Origin of the sequence: Paenibacillus mesotrionivorans (genome assembly GCF_046098205.1) — a bacterium.
GTDB classification, from domain to species: domain Bacteria; phylum Bacillota; class Bacilli; order Paenibacillales; family NBRC-103111; genus Paenibacillus_AR; species Paenibacillus_AR mesotrionivorans.
In genome coordinates this window covers 143,970-166,452 of the sequence record NZ_JBJURJ010000007.1, presented here as the reverse complement: position 1 = coordinate 166,452, position 22,483 = coordinate 143,970, and the positions used below count along the sequence as shown (strand labels likewise).

Here is a 22,483-nt window from a genome sequence, read left to right as displayed (position 1 = left end):
TGTTATATTAAAGATGGGCTATAATCTGAAATTCATAAGATCAGGCATTATCCGTATAATAAGTCGTCTTACTGTGAGCAGGGAGAGGATAGATCATGAGCAGATGCATCTATTGCCTAGAAGAAAAACCTAAATCAGCTTTTACGAAAAGAGAACATGTCCTACCACAAGCCTTTGGTCTGTTTGAAAATAACTTCACACTCATAGATACTGTGTGTGATGAGTGCAATCAGTACTACGGTAACACCCTCGAACTTCCATTAGCACGAGATTCGTATGAAGGTATGCTTAGGTTCAATCATGGAATAAAACAGGCTAAGGAATACAAAGGCACTGGCAAACAAGCACGGTTAAGATTTAGAGTAGCAGAAGGACCATTAAAGGGAGCTATAACATACAGAGAGTACTCCAGCGAAAAAAATGAAGTTGTAATGATGTTGGCAAGAAATCAGATAGGCTTTTTACAAGGTGACACTCAGGAATGGCTATTTTTTCTGCTCTATGAAATCCCGACAAAAGAAGAACTCATGAAGCTTGGTGTGGACCTTAATTCGGCTGGAAGCATAACTTTATTAGAATGTGATATAGAGTTAGCTACTGAGAGATTAGCAATGCAAGGAATTTCTTTCAAAGTGGAAGGCGATAGGTCTGGAAGGAATGAGTCAGATACTGGTCTATTCCAAATGCAAGGTACAATTGATACAGTTATCTACCGAGCAATTGCTAAAATCGCATTCAATTACTTTACCTATCTTAATGGGAGTAAATTAGCGCTCCTTGAAGAATTCGATGCAATAAGAAGGTATGTAAGACTGGGTGAACTTCCAGAATATCAAATTGTTTCATTGGTGGAGAGGGCAATTTTGGGAGATGAGCCAACTGAAGGACTACGAAGATCAGGTCATATTGTGACAATAGAGAAGCACAAACAATATCCAAGCTTACTAATGTCTCAGGTCTCCATTAACAACATGTTTACTTATCTAGTTATTCTTAACCCAGACGCAAACATAGAAGTAAATGAGTCAGGACATTTCTTCAATCCACACGTTCATTCTATTGAACCATTGTCCAGATCCAAAGATCTTTGAGGTGAAAAGTTATGTTGTTGACTCCAGGTATATCTTAGACTCATATATCTGATGTGATAGGTATCTCAAGCAGCTCCTAATGAGGATATCCCTCATTTTCTATTTGTTGTGTATAATACCAGAAGTAACATTCCTCAAGTTTCATAGCTTATCCCTCTTTATTCTTTTGATACTCCTGCTCCAGTTCTTTTTGTCGTGCATGCCAACTCTCCCACTCTTGTTTCTCTTGGTCAAAAATTTCTTTATTTACATTCCGCGGTCTGATTTTGCTAACATCCTTTACAGAATTAGACGCAAAGATATAGCGATGTGCATTCTCTACGATAAACCGATTCAACATGATATACAGTTCTCTTGGAGCAATTCCACTTATATTTTCATGATTACCAACTTGTGTATATAATAGAAATCTTGGAGATAGAGGGAAGACGACCTCTGAACCTTTATTCCCCCATCCTCCTTTAAAATCATACGAATCTGTATCATAATAATTAAGTCTTATCGTTGGATTGTCACTTGTTAGCCATTCCAACCCCTTAGGAGCTTCAAGTATGCTCCATGTATGCTCGGTCAGAACCTGGTAAGTACTTGAAAGAATATGACGAATAGTAAAAAGCCAAATACCACGCCCTAAGAGCAACTCTGCCTTTAAATGCCCCCATTCAGACTCCTCGCTTATTTCCTTTGAAACCTTCAATGGAATCAATAAGGAATCACCATGAATATCACTAACTTGAGAACTGCCTATACCCTCAGATTGCTGCAATTTCTCAACAGTGGACTGCAACACATCATTAAGTAATGTAGGCATTTCTAATTGCCAGCGAGGCATATTTTCCATGTAAAAAGCAGGAGATCGTATACTGTGAAGAGCAACGAATCGCAACAGCTTATGCAAATCATGTTGGTCTAATTGTTCACCAGAACGAGCTTTTAATAAGGCGATCTGCGCTGGTGTCTCTATTTGCTGATCCATCCATATCTCAATTTCATCTGAATCTTGACCTTCCATACTCCTGGTAAACAAGTTCTGATGATTAGCTATACTTTTTATAGATGATTGTGTCCATTCTGGGACCGATTGGTGTGAGACTAGAACACGATACGCCCAAACTTTATGATGATTGTTACTCCATGCTTTCAGGTAGGATTGAGATACATAATGGTGGTTCTTGCGAGCATTCATGAATATCACCCCCTAACGATTAGCACATATAATCTATGATGTTACAAAGGTAAGATAACCCCAAGCAATCTGCACATCCCGATATGAAACCTTCATTAGCTCCGCTTGTTTATAGTAGTCAATCCTAATATCTGGATCTTTCTCTAGCTCAATCATTAGTTTAGCCAGTAACCCTAGCGGTGTGTTTTTTAAGATATCCTTATTTATCAGCATATAGGCGTTCTTATACCCTATTTTCTTCACTGAGCCGAATCTGATTAAGTTTTTAAAACGTTTTGCAATGGCAGTTTGAGATACCCCTAATCTTCTTGCAATTTCAGGTTGGGATATATAACTGACTCCATGTTCATCCTTGCAATTTTCTAGTATTTCCATGACAGACATATATGCATCCATTAGATATACTAAATTAGCCTTTAGCTTTTCTAATTCGTATTCATCCGACACCATACCACCCCAAACCTAGTAATATTTAACTTCTCTTATTTTGGAAAATATTCGACATAAACATAAAAATATCCTCCTCATATGCATTAAAAAAGCGCCTCATAGGCGCTTCGTCATCATTTTCGAGACATATCAAATGTAAACATACCATCAATGTACATCAGCGTATCTTGACTAAACAACGTAAGTGAGACTACCTTCTTACTGTCTCCAATCTGAATGACAATACTCTTGGCGTTGGAAGATACGACGGTAAAAAGCTCTGTTATGGAGAATCGGTCAATATACTCTATTGTTCCACTGTCTGGTCCAGTAGCTTTTATTTCAAAGCCGAACACTTTATCTTTATCCCACCACTCACCCTCAAACGCTTTTAAGTCTAATGGGTTCTCCGCCGCACTGTTTGTACTATCACCATTAGCTGTTACCCTTTTTAAGGTGTAGGTGTCGCCCAAAACCACTTCCAAATTCACTGTATTATCATCTTGAAGCGCTAAAATCATATTAGTCGTTTTCTCATTTTCCTCCAAGTGAATGACTATACTATCTGTTTTGTTTTGGAAATAAGTAAATGGTCTTGTAATGCCTTCGCCCTCCGAAAAAAATGTGATGCTGCCGTTGGACGAGTCTGCAAAGGAAAGAGCAATGGATAGTTCATCTGAGCCTATTGTATTCCAATCCCCTTCAAACTTTTTAACCTGCGGGTTAACTCCTGATGGTTCATAAGCTTGGAGCTTAGCCCCTTCACCATATGCTTTCCAGATTATATATGCCGCTTCTGCACGGGAAACGGGTATCTTGGGTCTGAATGTGTTGTCCTTATAGCCACTAATAATACCCTTTTCGACTGCTATGGAAACATACGGTATGAACCCTGTCCAAATTTCATCTTTATCTTTGAATCGGTCTACATAGGCTAGTTTAGAATCGACCAATGAATATCCAAGTAATCTAACTACGGCTGTTGTCATTTCCTCCCTTGTTGCCAACGGGCTGGGGAATGGGAAAGTGTCGGCGATAACAAACGCCCGTCAAGACTGAAATGACGCTTCGCGGCCTTGACTGGCTTACTATCGCCCATATCTAACAAGAGCCGACAGGCCATTATATATCATTTTTTACCTGAATCCTTCGGAGTTTGGGTATTTTGTGAGAAGCGTATGATCAATTAAAAAGCCTGACAGTTATTTGTCAGGCTTCTACTTCATTATATAATCCATATTCAAGATACATCCTGCTTTACCAGTTGATACGCATTTACTACGTTCCCTTCAGAATCACATTCTATTTGAATATCAAAAGGTCTCGTTATCTTTACCTCATCATTGTGTATGCTCTGAACATCATTGTAACTCGAGTGTATCTTCAGTTTTACATTATCAAGAAATGATCCGAGTCTCGTATACCTTTCAAAATTCTTTTCAGATGATCTCATACTTGCGTTTAACTCTGACATTTTCTGATTAGCGATACGAGTGAATTCAAGTTCAATTTCTTGAAATCTACTAAGATAATACTCAGTCTTTTCAAGTGCAGCGTTATCAAAGTTCACTGATTTCCCTGGAAGTTCATTGTGGATTTTAACACTTACCGCCAACACTTCTAAATTTCCAATTCCAAGAGTTATATAATCATCAAAGTTCTTAATGATATCCAATATCATAGTTTCATACTTGTCCATCTTCACCCATGACTTAACATCTAGATTCACCATTTCTGACATAAGTGGAACAACTGACTGCATAATGCCTTCTATTTGTTGTAGCGTTGCATTAATAACTCTAAGTATATCAGATTGATATAGCATTGAATGCTTATCAGTAATATCATACATTCCCAGAGATATTAGTTTCAAATGTTCTAAATTTCCTTTACTAATACCATACTGTTGATTCTTTAAGTGTCTATAAATCGTATCTACTTTTCGGTCAATACTTAGTAATTGTTGGTTTATTCTGTCCAGATATTCTTGAGCTGTTACTACACTCATAACACCCAATGCCACATTTGCAAGTTTTGCAGGATTAATTTTTTTAATATCTTGATTCATTTGCTTTCCATGGCCAACAATTTTCCCTTTATTATCTGCAGCCATGCCTAAGTATTGGTTGTTGCTACCTTTGGCCATCATCTGCTTATAAATACCTTTATCAATCCCCTTGCTGATTTCGTCGCTGAACTTAAATAACAACTTAGATTCCTTCGTAATAATCTGCTTAGCTTCAGGTGTAAGTTTAAGTAATCCGCCTAAACCATCCTTAAGCTTCTCAGTAAGAACAAGTTTATTCCTCTGAGTGTAAGCACTTAAACTCGTGTCATTTGCTTTTTCGATAATCCAAGGTCTAGTCTTAATATCTAACAAAGAACTTGATGAATTGTTTAGTAAGACCCTTCTTGTCATAATCCGTTTTCCTATAAAGATACCTGCCATGATCATTAAAACAATTGCACTAGCATAAATATATTCCATACTATACCTCCGAATGAACAGTCTTGTATCCTATATGCACCTAACACAAGGAGATCCTACTTGTTGCTATTTCCTTTTCCACCTAATTATACGTTATTCTTTCAGCATCGCAAACATCCTACTTACTCGCTTCCAGTAGACGTAGCCAAGTGGTGTGCCTTTTTTTATGATCACTTGTCCAGACGGAGGCAAAGCCTTCTCCACTCTTATATGGTTCATCCTGGTAATCATCGGTTTTTGCTGTAATCGAAATCAAATATGCTATTAAGAAGGCCCAGAACTAATAAACAAAGAGCACCTATCCCACAACGGAGATGGTGCTCGATCACTATCTATAATGACAAAAAGAGTTACATTCCCCTAAAGCCATAATGGCATTTATATAGATACTAGCACCTGCCTGAATCCCTACTGGATTCGGGCTTCTTTGCGTTTACAGCGAGCAATCCAGCGGTGAGATGAGCTGGAAAACAGAAAAGAGGGCAGCTAAGACCTGGAGTAACAACAATACGAATTGAGAGGAGCATTACCAAATGAATGTTGTCATCTATCTCCGCGTTTCATCGGAACAACAAGCAGAACGTCAATTATCTATCCCCGCTCAAAGGGAGGCTTTACAGCGCTATGCAGTAGATAGGGGATGGACGATCATTGAAGAATATGTGGATGAAGCCAAGTCTGCTAAGACAGCGGAACGTCCTGAATTCCAGAGAATGATTGCCGCGGCAAAGCAGCCAGATAAGAACTTCAAAGCCATTCTGGTTCACAAGTTTGACCGATTCAGCCGAAGCAGACAAGATCATATCATTTACAAAGCCCTGCTCAAAAAGCAGGGCATTTCTGTTTTATCGGCCTCTGAACCAACTGAACCAGATACTCCCCATGGGCTGCTACTAGAGGGGATGCTGGAGGTTATATCTGAATTCTACAACATGAACTTAAAGCACGAGACCCTGAAAGGCATGCGCGAAAATGCCATTCAGGGCTTCCACTGTGGCGGCAGAGCTCCATATGGCTATCGGCTCAAGAGGAATGGAGTAAAGGTAACGTTTGAATACGGGCCTAATCATGAAGTGGAGACAGTCAAGCGCATCTTCCAATTGGCTGCTGAAGGCTGGGGTGGCAGGAAAATCGCTTCCTACCTTAATAAGCAGAAGATTGACAGCAAGGTATGGCGGCCATCCACTGTCCTTTCTCTCTTGAGCAATCATGCCTACCTGGGGTACCGAACCTGGAACAAGAAATCAGAGGTGGATGGTCATAAGAATCCACCTGAGGAATGGATTGTGACCAAGGAGTGCCATCCTGCAATCATTGATAAAGAAATTTGGGACGCAGCCCATAGGGAAGTATCCCTAAGGAAGCTAAGCGCCCCAAAGTAACTACTTGAGTATATGTATCTCGGCATTCTTCCGAAGGTTCTTCCCGTGCTCATAATGGAGATCATTCAGTTTTACCCAGAGCGACGTATATAGACTGTCATCCTCAGCAAGGATCATAAACCACTTTTTAAGAACTTTCTCCGTTTCTCTGCCATCATTATATACACTGTAATCTTTACAGATCATGGTTTTATATCCTATGTACTTACTTGGACCAAACATGTCCAATTCCGAGATGTAATACCAATGCTTAAATTCACTTAGCTTCTCTGCAATTAATTTTCCTTCAATGTATTCCCCGTTGGCTAGGTCAGCATTGAACTGCTTCACGTTTACTACCACTTCATCAAGCTCAGTAACCAGTTCCGCCATCTTTTATTCCCCCAGCATCGATTTATGATAATCATCAATTCAACGAGTAGCTTATGATTTCCTCTATTTTCATAGTGTTGCTTTACGCAGGCATGCCCTTGTGGTGTGCCTGCTTTTTTTATGCCCAAAAAACCACATACAAAAGGAGCTGCGTCCAAATGAAAGTAGCAATCTATGTCCGTGTATCGTCTGAACACCAAGCTGAAAAGGAATTGTCCATCCCCGCCCAAATGAAAGCTATCCAGCAGTATTGCCAGGAACGTGGTCATATCATCGTAAATGAGTTCATTGAGAAAGGAAAATCAGCTAAGACCGATGACCGTCCTGAGTTCCAAAAGATGATTGCAATAGCCAAGCGCTCCAGTCGGCCATTCGAGGCTATTCTGGTTCACAAGTTTGACCGCTTCTCCCGCAATCGTGATGATCATGTCATTTATAAGTCCCTGCTTGCCAAGGTAGGCGTCAAAGTATTTTCCGTTATAGAGCAGACGGAAGCTGAAACTCCACAGGATAAGCTCCTGGAAGGCATGTTGGAGATTATGTCCGAGTTCTTCAATGCCAATCTGGCCGTAGAAGTGCGCAAGGGAATGAGCCAAAATGCAAAGCAAGGATATAACAACGGCGGCACTCCCCCTTATGGCTATCGGACAGAGCACATTGCAATGAAAGCCCAGAAGACCAAAGCTGTATGGGTGCTGGGCTCTCGGGAAGAGATTGATATTGTGAGGTACATCTTCAACCAATATGCATACGAAGGCATGGGCTATACAAAGATTGCATCAGAGCTTAATCGTCAGCAGATACCCTCTCAAAAAGGAGGTACTTGGTCATCAAGCACAATCCGAGCCATTATCTTCAATGAAGCTTATATTGGCCGCAGATGCTGGAACAAACAGGAGTATCAAACAAAGGGAGTCAAGTGGCGTGACCGTTCTGAATGGATTATTAAAGATAACGCGCATCCACCAATTATCACTACAGAAGTGTTCGAAGCTTGCCAAGCTAAGGCTAAGGAGAGACAGAATGGCGGCGGCGAAACCCATAAGTCATACGACAGAAAGCCCTCCCCCCCATTCTGGCTTCGAGGCATCATGACCTGCGACAAATGCGGCACTCCAATGGTAGGCAACTCCACATCAAGCAAGGTGAAAGGCGGTAAACGCCAGTACTATGTATGCGGTGGCTATCTCCGTAAAGGGAAAGAATATTGCCCGTATGTTGGCTGGAACAAGGAGAAGGTGGAAGAGATAGTAGCCAATCGTATGCGAATCGCATTAATGAGGCTGCTTATGAATGATAATCTGGAGAATGAACTCAAGCAACATTACATGGATAGCAATCATCACAAGGTAGCGCAGAAAGTGAACCTTGAGAATGAAATTGATTTCTTAACCAAGCGAATACAACTGTTGGAACAGGATATGCTGGCGGGTAAGAGCAAGTCATACCATAAAGAAATGCTGGATGAGATGCAATCTGATCTTGCCCATAAGGCTGGGGAGCATGCGCGGCTATCAGCAAACTGGGTGGAATTCGATATGTCGGAGGAAGTTATAGCAGCAATAAGGTATGACATTCAAACGTTCCTTGGTCTTCTTGATCAGGAGATCATGAACCCTCAACTCCTGCATACTATGGCACGTAAGTATATTTCCAAACTTACGGTGAACAGAGACACTGGTAAACTTTATTTGACCATCCAAATCGCAGGAGAAGAAGCTGTTCTGTACGAGAAAACAATGGTTTCTGATTGGCAATGACTTGTGGTACCACCATGTAAATCAGCAAAATTCTTCTCATATGCTTCATGGATCGCTAAAAACCCAGCAGTGACGCGGCTTTAGCAACCGCCATGAAGGAAGACAAATCAAAGAGGACGTCCGATTGGACGTCCTGTCTGATAAACAAAATGGAGCCGAGGGGCATCGGTACCCAGAAAGTACGGAATTTTTCTTAATAAATCTGGTGAGTTGTGTCTCCCATGTGCTACACATATGCTGTATAGTTCTGGCTAATAAAAAAGCCTATAGGATTCTTTCCGATAGCCTTACCAGTGTCTCTGTCAAATAGCAAACTTAACATCTCTACCAAATTCAAAATACCATACAATCTATCAAATATATGGATTATTTTCCTTCATAGATTTAAGATATATATAGGAAAATCATATTAGGAGGTAGAGAAATGGCTAGATGTACAGCCCCGGTAAATGGGCATCGCTCTGCAAGTGCCGCAGCCAACTGCCCAGCATGCGGTGGGCGTTATGGCCGTAGTAGTGGTTACAGTGGTGGCTACAGCTCGTACTCACCCTCATCTTACTCCCCGTCCCTAAGAAGTGGTGACGCACGAAGCAGTGGTGGAGGTTCAAGCCGCAGTTCAAAGCCGCGCTGGTCGGGAGCAGGTTCATCCGTGTGGTACACGCCTGAACAAGTTCGGGCACTCACACCAGTCCGCAGCAGCGTCGAAAACCTGGCAAATCGACCTGACCTTCGGGACGTCTTCCTTTGCCACGCGTGGGACGACCGGCAGGGAGCCGCGAAGGAGTTGCACGATCTGCTTGAGTCACGTGGTGTCTCCGTCTGGTTCAGCGAGAAGGACGTTGGCCTCGGCGTGCCGTTGCTACGCGCCATAGACAAGGGCTTGGCGAACTCGCGAGTAGGGATTGTGCTGGTTACGCCTGCGCTTTTACGCCGTCTTCCAAAAGAGGGCATCGCCGACAAAGAACTTTCGGCACTCCTCGCCCGTGAGCGACTCGTTCCGATTGTACACGAGACAACATATGAAGCTCTTCGCGAAGTCAGTCCCTTGCTCGGATCACGAAGTGGCTTGGACACTGCAGAAGAGCCAATGGCAGACGTTGCGGCCAAGCTCGCAGAGTTAGTCGCCCTCTAAGTTCTGTTTGCCTACCTGAGCGGTGGAGATAGGGTCTTCTGTCAAGGTAAAAGTGATGAAGCAGATCCAGATGAAGGACAAGCACAAAGTCGCTGGAATCGAGCTCGAATTTGACCCGACACTCCAAAAGCATTTTTTGAATTGCCCCTTTCTCCAAACCAGCGGTGAGGCTTTTGCTTTCCCGAAAAACTCGCAGAGGCCCGTTTGCGCTGACTTTGCTGCCAAGTGTGATCCCTTCCAAACCCATGCCCGGCAAAGCACCTTTCCAAGCCTGCTGCGCGTTTTCCCAAAAAAGCTCGCCTCTATTTATGATACGGTTCACCGCGCTGTCTGTAACGGCAAGTTTAAAGTACCTAATAAGGGTGCCTCTATCACACGATTTGACGAACGCCTAATGCGGAGGCCTTGCGGATGGCGTCCATCAGGCGATGCACCCTGACTGCCTGTTTGAAGCAAGGGTACTCCCCTTCGCCTCCGGCAAGCCGCTCGGCGAATAAAGCGTAGAGATGAGCAACGTTGTGCTCCGGTCCTGGTGGTATATCCCCCATACTCTTGGAAGCATAGGACTTTGGTGTTTCGAGCATTTCGGATTCCACGTACGGTCTAATTAGGCAAAGGTTTAGCCGGTCCATCTGAAACATCAACCCATCCCGCGGCGTTACGACCAGTTCACCTGCGGTTCCTATTATCCTCAGAGTGAAGCCAGGCGAGCCGGCATTAACGAATTGTGCCGATACAAGCGCGTCCTGGGCCAATTTCCCGGAAACTAGTACATGATCCGGTGCATTCGCCCGTACCGTTGTACCAGTCTCCAGTACATTCACCTCCGGGTATTGCGTAGCTAATAATGCGGACACCTCAGTAAAGGGTGTCACCATAAATTCAATCGAATCGAGCACGTGCGCCGCCCCGATGGTCAGTTGATCGGCCCCATTAGACTCTTCCAAAAGATAGACATGTGCCAAATCCACGTTCCCATTGGTCGTCGGGAATGCCGGCAGCTTGACCTCGGCATTTACCGCCAGGACACGGCCCACGATATTATTCGCGATTAAGTCCCGGATAAAGCGGACGGTTGGATTGCCTCGGGCCTGAAGACCGACGAGGTGTTTTACACCCCGTGCCTCCACAAGCGCTAGAAGTGCTTCCGCCTCCCCAGTGTTCCGTGCAAGCGGCCATTCGCTGTATACATGCTTTCCGGCTTCAGTCGCTAACCTGATCAACTGATCGTGTTCCGGCACTTTCACCGTTACTGCCACGATGTCAACGTCGGGCTGCTTCGCCATCTCCAGAGCATCTGTATAGTAACGTTCGATGCCATGGAGCTCCGCCGCTGTCCGCGCACTCTCCACCCGTGTTCCTGTCACGGCCCTAGCTTCGCATGTCTCAAGCATCAAGAGCGCCGGGACATGTGCCAATCCGCCCCAACCGCCCGCGCCGATGATTCCTACGCCCCATCGGTTGTTTTTCTTATCCATTTTGTTCTCCTCCTTTAACCGATTCGACCATCATACTGACAAGAAAGAATATAAACGATATAATCGAATCAAAAAAGTACGCACTTTTCCGTAATATAGTTACCAAATAGGTACGATAAAGGAGGTAGCTGATCATAACACACGAGGATGACAAGGTGAATTCTGATGACAAGAGCCCCAAAAAGACGGTTCACAACCCGACCGAAGCGACGCTGGAGCGGATCGGCGGTAAGTGGAAGACGGCGATCCTCTGCCTGCTTGCAGAGCAAGGTGCGCTGCGAAATGGGGAAATGATGCGGATGCTCTCGCCGATCACACAAAAAATGCTCACCCAACAGTTAAGGGAACTCGAAGAGGATGAACTAATTTTTCGCACCGTATTTCCAGAGGTCCCAGCCAAAGTCGTCTACGAATTGACTGATAGCGGATGGTCTCTGCGGACGGTACTCGATCCTCTTTGCGAATGGGGAAAACGGTTTGTCAATACCGACAAGCCAGGGCACAAACACTTGCATCAACCTTGAATTTGGCCAGACATTGCTTTTCAATCTACAATTTCGCCTTGGTAAAGCATCTGTTCAAGCCTGCTGCGAGGTTTCCACAAAAAACTTGTCGTTACTTATGATAAGGTTCAGCATATCATAAGTAGGGCGAAATTTAGGTGCCGCGGCTGTTTAATATTCTTAAACAATGTTAACATAATGTTATGCAAAGAATTTTCGACCAAACAATGTACACCGCTCTGTTAATTCGTTATACCTGATTATCATCACATCACCTCATTCCTCCCTTTCATTGGTTCCGGTTTTAGTCCCCTGATTAGTTCCCGGTGAATTAGTTACGGCCTTAGTAACCGAAGTCCCTAGCCTCTAATCACGCACGGGGGATTCCAAATCCTGGAGGGTCAAATCCTAATAAAAAAGACACATATCTCTGTTATTGAACAGTAACCCACTTTGTGGACAAATGAAAAAGCAACCGCCATGCTCTATGCTACAAGCAGATGACTCCTATATTCATCAGGGGTCATCTTTTTTAATGTCCATTGGTATCGTTCCGAGTTTTGCCTCAAGCATTCTTATGTCATGCTCCGAGAATAGTACTCGATTACGTTTGCCCACTTGATCTACCTCGCCCTCTAATATTTGATTAAAACACAAATGACCCACAAGAGGGTCACTTTTTTCAAAGTGTCCATCTTACGGGTCACAGTTCATATTTGAGAATGTGTCTTTTTTATTGGTCCTGTCCGATATTTTCGGACAGGGAAGTGGAGCCGAGGGGTATCGGTACCCAAAAAGTACGGAAATTTTCACGTCGTTACATAGATGAAATACCGGCCACAAAAGCTTAATGTGATTTGGCCCTTTTGATAATTATTTATATCACCTTCGCAACATATACAACTAACAGCAGCTATTCTTGTTTAAAGACTGAATTAAAAGTGTCAGACTTTCAGCAACCTGCTCTCTTTTGTTCTCAGGAATATCATACATTACTTTTTCGAAATATGAATTCAACACATCATTAATCTTTTCATAAAGAGCTTGACCGTTTTTTGAAAGCTTTAGCTTCACATACCGCCTATTTTCCGAATCAGTAGCCCTTTCCACCCATTCATCCGTAACCAGGTTATTTACCGTTCTGCTCATCGTGCTTTTATCAAGGTTAAGTAAACGTGCTAGTTCATTGAGCGAAATTTCACCAGCTAGACCGATTTCCAAAACGGCATGACATTGTCCAATGGTTACGCCACAACATAGAATTTCGCTTTTTTCCAAAGCCCCTATATTCCTGTTTATCGCTCTTACTGCATTCCATATTAGTTCTATATTATTCACTCTTATCACCACCGCGGCAAAATGTTTATTCTTTGTGGAGCTAAGCTTTTTCACCTTTGTACAAACAATACCCGATCTTGCCATCTAATACAGCTCCAAAAAATTTCTCTTCGTTTTCTAATGCTTTTCGAATACCCTTAACCCCGTGCTTTTGCAGAATTCGCTTCAAAGTAACCAGCCGTTCAGGCAAGGTAAGCAGTTTGGAATGATGGGTCACGTCCCGATTTTTTCTCACCTTCCAAAATTTCTCCGGCTTAGACCATTCCTCATGCTCCGCAATCAAGTTAACTGCACCTGCTCTCCTTAACATGAGATCCCATTCCTCACGCTCTAAAGGAGTCGTGCCATATCGTTCGGATAGCTCATCTTTTTCAACCTTCGTCAATTTTTTCATCCATATTGATTCATGGATTACCATTCTTCCTCCAGGCTTTACAACCCGGACCATCTCATTTAGAACCTGCTGTGAATCATCCGGAATTCCAACTGCACATTCATTAATGACCACATCAAAGGTGTTATCCAGAAAGGGTAGTGCCTGGGAGTCCCCAAGTTTAAAAGAAACTCGGTTTGTCATACCGGATCGCCGGGCATTCTCTTCTGCAGATTGAATCATCTTCTCAGAGATATCAATACCCGTCACATGAACATCATAGTATTCAGCATAAAATAGAGCTTGCGTCCCTCTTCCGCTGGATACATCTAATACCTGCATGCCACTCTTTAGCCCTGCAATTTCTGCGGTCCGCTTGGTCAGTTCAAAACCTCCGGGATGCAAGGTTTCAATCCCACTAATTTCTACTGTATCCTCAATAGTGGGGACATGGATACCTTTTCTTTTCATCGTTACACTCTCCTTCGAGCTATAGTGAATTTCTTTGTATGCATTTAATACTCACATTTAAAATGTAACACGCAACAGTTGCGTATTGCAACAATAAAAAATAAAGTTGCAATTTGCAAATAATAATGCTATAACTTCATTACGAGGTGAAAATAATGGAACAGAACTTACGTGAAATGTTTCAAATTATGGGTCGGCGGCTGGGCCTGCTCAATAAGAACTGCTGTACCACTGGTGGCATTGAAATTTCCATAGCTCAAAGTCACATTTTGTATGAATTGGATCGCCAACACCAACCCAGTATGCAGCAAGTCGCTGATACACTTGGTATTGATATCACTACATTTAGCCGGCAGATTCAATCGCTGATTAAACAAAACTTAGTGAAGAAAACCCCATCATCGGAGGATGGCCGAGTTTATTTGCTGAGTCTGACTCCCGAAGGGAAATTTATTGCGACTACCATAGACCAGCAGATGAATGCTTTTTTCAACGATGTTTTTGAAAAGATGAATGCTTTTGAGCGCGACACCGTCATTCGTTCTATCCTCCTTTTGAACGAAAGCATGAGTAAATCACCCCTGTGTTGTAAGCCTATGGGATAATCATCCCATTTCTTTTTATTATATACTTGCAACTTGCAAATTAAATTGGAGGAGATTTATCATGTGGCAAATAATCAAAGACTTCTTAGCCATTGCATTGGAACTTACCGTACTGTTTGTGCTCATTTCGTTTCTTATTAGTTTTCTTCAAGGAATTATTCCCTGGGATAAAATGCAACGATACTTATCCGGAAGGAATCCCGTCCCGGGAACCGCAGCAGCTCTTTTGTTAGCTTTCATAACTCCTTTTTGTTCATGCTCCACAATTCCAGTAGTCGTAAACCTGTTGAACAAAAAAATCCGTTTTGGAGTCGTTATGGTCTTCCTCTTCTCGTCTCCTGTCCTTGACCCAACCATTATCACACTAATGGGTGCTATTTTGGGAATAAAAGTTGCCGTTGCATTTACAGTAATAACCTCCGTTTTTTCCGTTATTATTGGATTCACCTTAGAAAAACTTGGCTTTGAATCAGCAGTTAAGCAGGTAGTCATGAAGGGATTTAATGAAGAGACGAAACGATTTAGCCTTAAGGGAGCCCTCCGGGAAACCTTTGTTTTAATGAAAAGTGTATACCCTTATTTGATCATTGGAGCAGCAATTGGCTCTATTATTCATGGCGCAGTTCCTACGGAATGGATCTCGAATACGTTCGGAGGACAGCAATGGTGGTTAGTCCCTGTGGCCGCGATAATAGGTATTCCTTTGTACATTCGCTTATCGACGATGATTCCGATATCACAAATCCTCATTATGAAGGGGATGGCAATTGCACCGGTAATGGCCCTAATGATTAGCTCGGCAGGAGCCAGCTTGCCGGAGATCACCCTACTTAACTCTATTTTTAAAAAACGGCTGGTCGTTGCCTTCATTATTTCTGTCATCACCATGGCCACTTTATCTGGAATGTTATTCTATATTATTTAGGGGAGGTGAATGAACATGAGTATCCTTAAGAATTTATTTGCGAATAAAAATAATGATTCTTCCTGCTGCAATATTCAAATCGAGGAGGTCAAGCCTCAATCCACATCAGGTTGCTGCGAAAACAAGGAAGGTAGTGAATCCGTCTTTGCAGATTTAAAGTCGGATTGTTGCGGGAACAAAAGCAGCTAATGGCTGTTTAGTGGATGATTTGGGGGTGGTTCTTATGAAAATCAGATTGGCAAAAACTGCAGATTCAGCAGCGATGTTAGCTATTTATAATATGGGTATTGAGGATCGCATTGCTACGCTGGAATCGTCAGTTAAAGACGCGGTATATATGAACGAATGGATGGAAGCTCATCAAGGACGTTATGCCGTACTTGTCGCGGAAGTTGAAGATCAAATTGTCGGTTGGGCATCTTTGAATCCCTATTCTCACCGGTGTGCTTACAGTGGTGTTGCAGACTTATCCGTCTATATTTCGAGAAGCCATCGAGGCAAGGGGATTGGAACGGCTCTCTTAAAAGAGCTGGATGAGGTAGCGCGCTCCCATCAGTTCTACAAAATTGTCTTGTTTACTTTTCCCCATAATGAACCAGGACAATCCCTCTACCACAAGGCTGGCTATCGGAAGGTCGGAATTTTTGAGAAGCAAGGAATATTGGATGGCCAGTATATTGATATCATGGCAATGGAAAAGCTCCTATGATGCCGAGACATGGGAAGAGAGCCTGCAGCAACAGCAGACTCTCTTCCAGTATGTTTCTGACACATATTGAATTGAGCGACCGATTCGTGGGGCGGCGTAGACAAATAATCATGGATATTCTGTTGACTGTAATAAATCAACCGAGTAAAATGTATTTTAGTTGAATAGGCGATGGAGTTCGCCATAACCGCCGAACGGCTAATGACTCCTACCAGAGAATCCATATTCCCTGGTAGGAGTCTGTTTGTTTTTTGGCGCTAATTCCTAGAAGGGACGCGTGATTTGGCATGGAAAGGATTCGAAAGAAACTGGATGATCTCTCAAAAAAAACAGTATCAACAGCATTAATCCTTACGTTTATGAAATGGATTGGTCTTGGTACTGGGGTAGGGATGTTATGTGGATCAGCATCCGCCTTATTTCTTACAAGTTTGAGTTATGTGACGGATTTACGTATGCGGCATGCCTGGTTATTGTTCCTATTGCCGTTTGGAGGAGCGTTAGTTAGTTTTTTATACTTAAAGTTTGGAAAGAGTAGTTCAAAGGGGAATAATTTAATACTGGAACAAATTCACTATGGAAATGCAGCTGTACCTTTACGAATGGCGCCCTTAGTGTTGTTTGGGACACTGGTTACTCACCTATTCGGTGGTTCTGCCGGCCGAGAAGGCACGGCTGTACAAATGGGCGGAAGTTTAGCGGAGGGGTTTGGTAGGTTGCTGCGATTAAATGCCATCGACAGAAGAATCTTGCTTATATGTGGCATAAGCGGCGGTTTCGGTTCCGTATTCGGCACACCGTTGGCTGGTACGGTTTTTGGTCTTGAGGTGCTCGCTATCGGACTCATTTCCCACGAGGCCTTAATCCCCGCATTTGTTGCCAGTTTTGTCGGCAATATCGTCACTACATCCTTTTGGGGAGTTCCACACATCCATTACCACATGGGAGAGGTACCTAACCTCACTCTTTTGATATTAGTTAAAGTCATATTCGCTTCCATACTGTTTGGATTAACAAGTGTATTCTTTAGTGAGCTAACCCATACTTTGAAAAAGTCATTCAGCAAATGGTTCAGGAATCCAATGTTTAAAAGTGCGATTGGAGGTCTCATTATCATCGGGTTGGTTTATACACTCGACACCCGCGACTACTTAGGCCTGGGAGTTCCACTCATTCAAGACTCTTTCAAAGAAGAGATGTCACCGTTTGCTTTCTTTTGGAAGTTAATCTTTACTTCTTTAACTCTGGGAACTGGGTATCAGGGAGGAGAAGTAACTCCCTTGTTTGCGATTGGGGCTACACTAGGAAATACATTATCAGGACTATTAAATTTATATGCACCATTTTTGGCTGCCCTTGGATTTATTGCTGTGTTTTGTGGAGCGACCAATACGCCTATTGCCTGCTTTATAATGGGAATTGAACTATTTGGTTCGAGTGGTTCAGTTTATATGTTTATAGCTTGCTTAGTTAGTTTCTTGTTCTCCGGGCATACGGGAATATATACGTCCCAAGAAATAGGGGTTTCGAAATCGCATTTCATATCCATTCCAACAGGAACAACAATAGGAACAGTTAAACAATTAAAGAAGAAACAGATTGGTAAGTAGATCGTTAAAAGGGATGCTTGTGTCGGTTTCCTGCAACACATACATCCCTATTACCTTCTTTATTGAATCTTAAATTCCAGCATTACTTTTTGTATATACTCTGCAACGCTTCCCATTGGGCGGGCTTTACCGATATAATCGGTCGAATGGCTTTTGCTTTTTGTTCAGCTTCTTCTAATGAGTTAGCCATTTCCAACTCCATTAACGTTCCAACGGCCACCGCGCCGGTTCTCCCTTTTCCTCCACCACAATGAAAAGCAACCTTCTTTCCTTCTTTATGAGCTCCCACAACATGGGCGATCGCCTGTTTAAAAAGCTCAGCCTGTGGCTCTTCAGCCTCGTCTCCAAGCGGCACCTGAATCCACACCACTCCTGGCTTCGGATAAGCACATCCCTCTGCTTCCTCGCGAAGATCGACGACTACTTCTACTCCTTCCTGCTCAATCATGTCTTGAACATCTTTTGCCCCGCCAAAATAAATGCTATTCTCCACTAACATATGATACGAATGATTCATGATACGCTCCTTTGTTTTACATTAAGAATGAGTCAACCGTAGGAGCCGTTCAACACCCACCGGCTCTTCCACCTGCCACGGAATCATCACTTCTTGACTGGCAATCCGTCTTACATACTCCACCCATTCTCTCTCCGCTTGAGCACGTTGAGTTAAGACGGGCTGTGTCGTAGCTACAGGCAACCAGCATTGGTTGATAATCCACCATTGAGGTATGATACCGGCCCTCCGCAAGTCCTCTTGCAACCGTTCTGCTTCCAATACGGGTGTCGCTTCCGGGAGTGTTACAAGAACAACCACAGTCTCCTCCGGATTCCGCAGACGCGGCAAAAGCTGGCGTACGTGAATAGGGATATCGCCAGTTGCCCTTTGCATTTCCCGATGATAGGCTTCCGCAGCATCAAGTAATAACAACGTATGGCCCGTAGGAGCTGTATCTAATACAACAAAGCTTTGATCAGCTTTTGATACAACTTCAGCAAAGGCTTGAAAAACCGCGATTTCCTCGGTGCAGGGTGATGATAAATCCTCGGCCAGAAGATCTAATCCTTCTTGGTCTAAACGTTCTTTGTTTTCCGCAATCATTTTATTCCTGTATTGTTCCGTGACCGACTTTGGTTCTATACGACTAACCGTTAGATGCTCTACCTGCTGGTCTCCTCCTAATGCGGAGAGGAGATGCGCGGCTGGGTCTGTCGTCGATAAATGAACCCGTACTCCCTTCTCTGCTAACCCGAGTGCAATCGCCGCGGCCATTGTTGTTTTTCCTACGCCGCCTTTTCCCATCGTCATGACGATTCCCCGGCCCTTTTTCATCAAATCCTCAACCACCGAATGCAGGCCAGCACCATCCAGATCATAAGGAGGCTGCGGAGCTCTGACTGAGGACGGGATAACCGGCTGGAACATCTGTTTTAACGCCCCTACACCAATGAGGCCGTGCGGGTGAAGTGTCATCCGATAGGTCGGCAATTGGGACAATAAGGGTGGCATTAGAGCTAAAGCCAGATCTTGACGGCTTCTATAGGACTTTGCGGCAAGATCATCTCCTGGATTATCAAGCACGCCATTAATAACCACTTGTTGATTAGCAATACCGATTTGCAAAAGCTCATCGGCTGCACGCGCGGCTTCCACAAGAGCTGCCCGGTCTGGTCTGGCAACCAACACCAGAGTCGTTTGCAAAGGATCTGCCAATGCGGAAACGGTTTGAGCATACAGATCCTTTTTCCCGCCTAGCCCTGATAGCGGTCCCAAGCAGGAGGCTCCATTTGTATGCTCCTCCAGATAACCGGTCCACGCCATAGGAAGGTTCAGCAAGCGCAAGGTATGGCCTGTAGGAGCCGTATCTAATACAATATGGTCATAACAACTCCCCTTTACCTCGGAAGCAGCCAGAAGCTTAGCAAACTCGTCAAAAGCAGCAATCTCTACCGTACAGGCTCCGGATAATTGCTCTTCAATGCTCCTGATTGCCGATTCCGGCAGGATATTTCGATAAGGGGCAATCACGCATTCACGGTATGCTCGTGCTGCTTCTTCCGGATCCAGGTTAGCGGCAAACAAACCGGGTGCTCCTGTTATAGCTACTGGGTCAGCAGCTAACCTCTGCTCAAAAACATCGTCCAGATTGGAGGCTGGGTCTGTGCTGATAATCAGCACTCGCTTTCCAGACTCCGCTAATCGCACAGCGGTTGCGCTGGCAAGTGAAGTTTTCCCTACACCGCCTTTGCCGGTAAAGAATATGAACTTGGTCTGCAGAGCAACAGGATCAAACTGCGTTTGCTCGTTCATCCACATTCACCTAACAGCAAGAGCTTCCGGAGCCACCACAGCAGCTTCCGTTACCCGTTGTTACTTCAATTGATTTGATGAAGGAGCGTTTCACAGTTGTCGGAAGCCTCTCATTACCTAACCAAGAGGTGAGCTCATCCAGAGAAGCATACTCCCCCTGCTTGCAGATCTCCCCATTTACGATAGTGACGGGAAGCACATCTACGCCTTGTGCTGCCAGTAAAGCTTTTATCGTATCATTACCGGCAAAGGCATCCAGATCTTGTGCCAGGTTATAGCGATTCACCTTGATTCCCTGCTTCTTTAAGCTGTCCAGGTCTGCCGCTGCTTGAATCAGCTTCTGATCTACTGCCGGACCGCAAACCCCGGTTGAACAACACATCGCAGGATCATAAATATCAATTTGCCTCATCTCATGTTCCCTCCAGGAGTCACATTATTGTCCTTCTGCCACAAAGGTTTCAATCCGTGCTTTTACAGCATCCCGCACTTCCCTAAATTTGGCCATGATCTCTTCTTCCGTGCCTGTTGCTTTGGCTGGATCATCAAAGCCCCAATGCCACTTCACTACATTCTTATTGGAAATAACAGGACAATGCTCATCCGCATGTCCACAGAGTGTAATAACATAGTCTGCCCGGTTTAGAATATCAGGATCGATTACATTGGACGTATGGGAGCTAATATCTACGCCGGCTTCTTGCATGACCTGAACGGCACGGGGGTTCAAGCCATGAGCTTCCAAACCTGCGCTTTTCACTTCATATTTTTCGCTTCCGAGTGCCTTCAGAAATCCATCAGCAATTTGACTGCGGCAAGAATTACCGGTGCAAAGAAAGTAAACCAGCTTTTTGTTTTCCATGTGTAAGTTCTCCTTTTATAAGAAATTAGTTTTGAATGGTTTTATTCTGAAAATATTTGCGTTGGAATCGCAGGGCCACATTGACGAGTGCAATCATCACCGGCACTTCCACCAATGGTCCGATTACCGCGGCGAAGGCTGCTCCGGAATGAATACCGAACACACCTACGGCTACTGCAATTGCCAACTCAAAATTATTGCTTGCTGCTGTGAAAGCAAGGGTGGAAGTTACAGGATAACCTGCACCTGCTCGCTTACCCATATAGAATGAAATCAGGAACATCACGACAAAATAGATCAATAACGGGATTGCAATCCGAATGGCATCAAAGGGCAATTCGACTATCGTATTTCCCTTAAGCGAGAACATGACAATAATCGTAAATAAAAGTGCAATCAGGGTAATGGGACTGATCTTTGGAATAAACACTTTTTCGAACCAGTCTCGCCCTTTCATCTTCACAAGAATGATCCGTGTGAGCATTCCAGCAAAGAATGGAATACCTAAGTAGATTAATACGCTCTGTCCCACTTCTCCGATGGTAATGGATATAGACATTCCCTCCAAGCCAAACCATCCGGGAAGAACAGTCACAAATACGTAGGCATAAACGGAGTAAAACAATACCTGAAAGATAGAATTGAATGCAACAAGACCGGCCGCATATTCTGTATCACCTTTGCACAAGTCATTCCAAACAATAACCATGGCAATACATCGGGCTAACCCGATCATGATGAGCCCAACCATATATTCCGGGTATCCATTCAAAAATACAATCGCTAACACGAACATAAGAATCGGGCCGATAATCCAATTCTGAACGAGTGATAACAACAACACGCGCCAATCACGGAATACTTTTCCTAATTCCTCATAACGCACTTTTGCAAGAGGAGGATACATCATCAGAATCAGTCCAATGGCAATAGGCCAAGAGGTGGTTCCCGCTTGGAAGCGGTCCAAAACGTCCACAAAACCGGGGGAAATATAGCTGAGCAATATACCGACAGCCATTGCAATAAAAATCCATAAGGTTAAATAACGATCCAAGAAGGATAGCCTTTTTTTACTGGGATCTACCAACACTGTCACTCCTTATCATTCTTTGTAGTAACCACAGCTTTTTTTACTGGCAGCGATCAGCATTACCGATACCTGCCTGATCCAATTTTTCCTTTTGGGAAGGAAGCAAGCGCAACAGTTCAAGGAGATACGGCTTACTCTCCATATTCAAGGAATAGTATATCCACTGCCCCTTGCGGGATTCCTTTACCAGCCCGCCATCCTTCAGCTTGCGCATATGTTGGCTTACATTGGGTTGGCTGGTTTGAAGCAGCTCTGCAAGATCACAGACACAGCATTCCCGTTCAAGCAAATATAACAAAATCGTTAGTCTGGTTTTATCACCTGCCAGCTTCAATTCATCAGCAAGTTTTTCTATAGACAGCATTTAA

Annotated in this window: 24 protein-coding genes and 1 riboswitch; of the genes, 9 read left to right on the top strand and 15 right to left on the bottom strand. The window is 43.7% G+C overall.

Translation table 11 applies throughout. The features are described from left to right. Positions 1 to 95 precede the first annotated feature (95 nt). Positions 96 to 1,091, top strand: coding sequence for an HNH endonuclease (locus ACI1P1_RS12375; protein ID WP_416216700.1), 996 nt, complete (start codon positions 96 to 98; stop codon positions 1,089 to 1,091). 148 nt (positions 1,092 to 1,239) lie between these two features. Here the strand turns inward: ACI1P1_RS12375 and ACI1P1_RS12370 are convergent, their stop codons facing one another. From ACI1P1_RS12370 to ACI1P1_RS12355, 4 genes are all read right to left on the bottom strand, one after another. After that, positions 1,240 to 2,277 carry a DUF4238 domain-containing protein gene (locus ACI1P1_RS12370; RefSeq protein ID WP_416216699.1) on the bottom strand — a complete coding sequence of 346 codons (1,038 nt, stop codon included), beginning with the start codon at positions 2,275 to 2,277 and terminating at the stop codon, positions 1,240 to 1,242. A 33-nt stretch (positions 2,278 to 2,310) separates the two neighbouring features. After that, positions 2,311 to 2,727, bottom strand: a complete 417-nt coding sequence (locus tag ACI1P1_RS12365) for a winged helix-turn-helix transcriptional regulator (protein WP_416216698.1) — start codon at positions 2,725 to 2,727, stop codon at positions 2,311 to 2,313. Between the two features lie 113 nt (positions 2,728 to 2,840). Beyond that, a complete protein-coding gene (locus ACI1P1_RS12360) occupies positions 2,841 to 3,695 on the bottom strand; it encodes an S-layer homology domain-containing protein (RefSeq protein WP_416216697.1) in 855 nt (284 codons plus the stop codon). Between the two features lie 251 nt (positions 3,696 to 3,946). Then, on the bottom strand, positions 3,947 to 5,194 hold the full coding sequence (locus tag ACI1P1_RS12355) for a hypothetical protein (protein WP_416216696.1): 1,248 nt from the start codon (positions 5,192 to 5,194) through the stop codon (positions 3,947 to 3,949). Between the two features lie 533 nt (positions 5,195 to 5,727). Here ACI1P1_RS12355 and ACI1P1_RS12350 point away from each other — a divergent pair. After that, on the top strand, positions 5,728 to 6,576 hold the full coding sequence (locus tag ACI1P1_RS12350; RefSeq protein ID WP_416216695.1) for a recombinase family protein: 849 nt from the start codon (positions 5,728 to 5,730) through the stop codon (positions 6,574 to 6,576). Here ACI1P1_RS12350 and ACI1P1_RS12345 read toward each other — a convergent pair whose 3' ends face one another. Further along, entirely contained in the window at positions 6,577 to 6,948 is a 372-nt protein-coding gene (locus tag ACI1P1_RS12345) for a hypothetical protein (RefSeq protein ID WP_416216694.1), read from the bottom strand. Positions 6,949 to 7,106: 158 nt separating this feature from the next. Between ACI1P1_RS12345 and ACI1P1_RS12340 the strand changes: the two genes are divergently transcribed. Further along, positions 7,107 to 8,708: a recombinase family protein gene (locus ACI1P1_RS12340; protein ID WP_416216693.1), complete on the top strand. Its 1,602-nt coding sequence runs from the start codon at positions 7,107 to 7,109 to the stop codon at positions 8,706 to 8,708. 649 nt (positions 8,709 to 9,357) lie between these two features. After that, positions 9,358 to 9,840 carry a toll/interleukin-1 receptor domain-containing protein gene (locus ACI1P1_RS12335; RefSeq protein WP_463605676.1) on the top strand — a complete coding sequence of 161 codons (483 nt, stop codon included), beginning with the start codon at positions 9,358 to 9,360 and terminating at the stop codon, positions 9,838 to 9,840. A 371-nt stretch (positions 9,841 to 10,211) separates the two neighbouring features. On the opposite strand, the gene ACI1P1_RS12330 is transcribed toward ACI1P1_RS12335, so the two are convergent. Further along, positions 10,212 to 11,318, bottom strand: coding sequence for a Gfo/Idh/MocA family protein (locus ACI1P1_RS12330; protein ID WP_416216691.1), 1,107 nt, complete (start codon positions 11,316 to 11,318; stop codon positions 10,212 to 10,214). A gap of 155 nt (positions 11,319 to 11,473) precedes the next feature. Here ACI1P1_RS12330 and ACI1P1_RS12325 point away from each other — a divergent pair, with 155 nt between their 5' ends. Further along, the gene (locus ACI1P1_RS12325; protein ID WP_416216690.1) at positions 11,474 to 11,842 is read left to right on the top strand and encodes a winged helix-turn-helix transcriptional regulator; all 369 of its coding nucleotides are present in this window, start codon (positions 11,474 to 11,476) and stop codon (positions 11,840 to 11,842) included. A 464-nt stretch (positions 11,843 to 12,306) separates the two neighbouring features. Here ACI1P1_RS12325 and ACI1P1_RS12320 read toward each other — a convergent pair whose 3' ends face one another. The 3 genes from ACI1P1_RS12320 to ACI1P1_RS12310 form a co-directional block, all read right to left on the bottom strand. Then, complete coding sequence (locus tag ACI1P1_RS12320; protein WP_416216849.1) at positions 12,307 to 12,390, bottom strand: IS3 family transposase; 84 nt, start codon at positions 12,388 to 12,390, stop codon at positions 12,307 to 12,309. A gap of 334 nt (positions 12,391 to 12,724) precedes the next feature. After that, positions 12,725 to 13,243, bottom strand: a complete 519-nt coding sequence (locus tag ACI1P1_RS12315; protein WP_416216689.1) for a MarR family winged helix-turn-helix transcriptional regulator — start codon at positions 13,241 to 13,243, stop codon at positions 12,725 to 12,727. Beyond that, positions 13,200 to 14,003, bottom strand: coding sequence for a class I SAM-dependent methyltransferase (locus tag ACI1P1_RS12310; protein ID WP_416216688.1), 804 nt, complete (start codon positions 14,001 to 14,003; stop codon positions 13,200 to 13,202). Before ACI1P1_RS12310 ends, ACI1P1_RS12315 begins: the two co-directional genes overlap by 44 nt. Before the next feature lie 155 nt (positions 14,004 to 14,158). Here ACI1P1_RS12310 and ACI1P1_RS12305 point away from each other — a divergent pair, with 155 nt between their 5' ends. The 4 genes from ACI1P1_RS12305 to ACI1P1_RS12290 all read left to right on the top strand — a co-directional run bounded on the left by ACI1P1_RS12305 (position 14,159) and on the right by ACI1P1_RS12290 (position 17,852). Continuing rightward, positions 14,159 to 14,608 (top strand): MarR family winged helix-turn-helix transcriptional regulator, encoded by a 450-nt coding sequence (locus tag ACI1P1_RS12305; RefSeq protein ID WP_416216687.1) that lies wholly within the window; start codon positions 14,159 to 14,161, stop codon positions 14,606 to 14,608. Positions 14,609 to 14,669: 61 nt separating this feature from the next. Continuing rightward, positions 14,670 to 15,533 (top strand): permease, encoded by an 864-nt coding sequence (locus tag ACI1P1_RS12300; protein WP_416216686.1) that lies wholly within the window; start codon positions 14,670 to 14,672, stop codon positions 15,531 to 15,533. 223 nt (positions 15,534 to 15,756) lie between these two features. Further along, positions 15,757 to 16,242 carry an arsinothricin resistance N-acetyltransferase ArsN1 family A gene (locus tag ACI1P1_RS12295; RefSeq protein ID WP_416216685.1) on the top strand — a complete coding sequence of 162 codons (486 nt, stop codon included), beginning with the start codon at positions 15,757 to 15,759 and terminating at the stop codon, positions 16,240 to 16,242. Between the two features lie 158 nt (positions 16,243 to 16,400). After that, a riboswitch (Fluoride riboswitch) is annotated at positions 16,401 to 16,460 on the top strand. Between the two features lie 69 nt (positions 16,461 to 16,529). Continuing rightward, positions 16,530 to 17,852, top strand: coding sequence for a voltage-gated chloride channel family protein (locus ACI1P1_RS12290; protein ID WP_416216684.1), 1,323 nt, complete (start codon positions 16,530 to 16,532; stop codon positions 17,850 to 17,852). 82 nt (positions 17,853 to 17,934) lie between these two features. Here the strand turns inward: ACI1P1_RS12290 and ACI1P1_RS12285 are convergent, their stop codons facing one another. The 6 genes from ACI1P1_RS12285 to ACI1P1_RS12260 are packed head-to-tail and all read right to left on the bottom strand — an operon-like array spanning position 17,935 to position 22,479. Then, the gene (locus ACI1P1_RS12285; RefSeq protein ID WP_416216683.1) at positions 17,935 to 18,369 is read right to left on the bottom strand and encodes a protein-tyrosine phosphatase family protein; all 435 of its coding nucleotides are present in this window, start codon (positions 18,367 to 18,369) and stop codon (positions 17,935 to 17,937) included. Positions 18,370 to 18,390: 21 nt separating this feature from the next. Then, the gene (gene arsA, locus ACI1P1_RS12280; RefSeq protein WP_416216682.1) at positions 18,391 to 20,163 is read right to left on the bottom strand and encodes an arsenical pump-driving ATPase; all 1,773 of its coding nucleotides are present in this window, start codon (positions 20,161 to 20,163) and stop codon (positions 18,391 to 18,393) included. A 10-nt stretch (positions 20,164 to 20,173) separates the two neighbouring features. Beyond that, positions 20,174 to 20,575, bottom strand: coding sequence for an arsenite efflux transporter metallochaperone ArsD (arsD, locus tag ACI1P1_RS12275; protein WP_416216681.1), 402 nt, complete (start codon positions 20,573 to 20,575; stop codon positions 20,174 to 20,176). 24 nt (positions 20,576 to 20,599) lie between these two features. Beyond that, positions 20,600 to 21,025: an arsenate reductase (thioredoxin) gene (arsC, locus tag ACI1P1_RS12270; protein WP_416216680.1), complete on the bottom strand. Its 426-nt coding sequence runs from the start codon at positions 21,023 to 21,025 to the stop codon at positions 20,600 to 20,602. 25 nt (positions 21,026 to 21,050) lie between these two features. After that, positions 21,051 to 22,112, bottom strand: coding sequence for an ACR3 family arsenite efflux transporter (arsB, locus tag ACI1P1_RS12265; RefSeq protein ID WP_416216679.1), 1,062 nt, complete (start codon positions 22,110 to 22,112; stop codon positions 21,051 to 21,053). Positions 22,113 to 22,155: 43 nt separating this feature from the next. Next, on the bottom strand, positions 22,156 to 22,479 hold the full coding sequence (locus tag ACI1P1_RS12260; protein ID WP_416216678.1) for an ArsR/SmtB family transcription factor: 324 nt from the start codon (positions 22,477 to 22,479) through the stop codon (positions 22,156 to 22,158). Between the last annotated feature and the right edge of the window lie 4 nt (positions 22,480 to 22,483).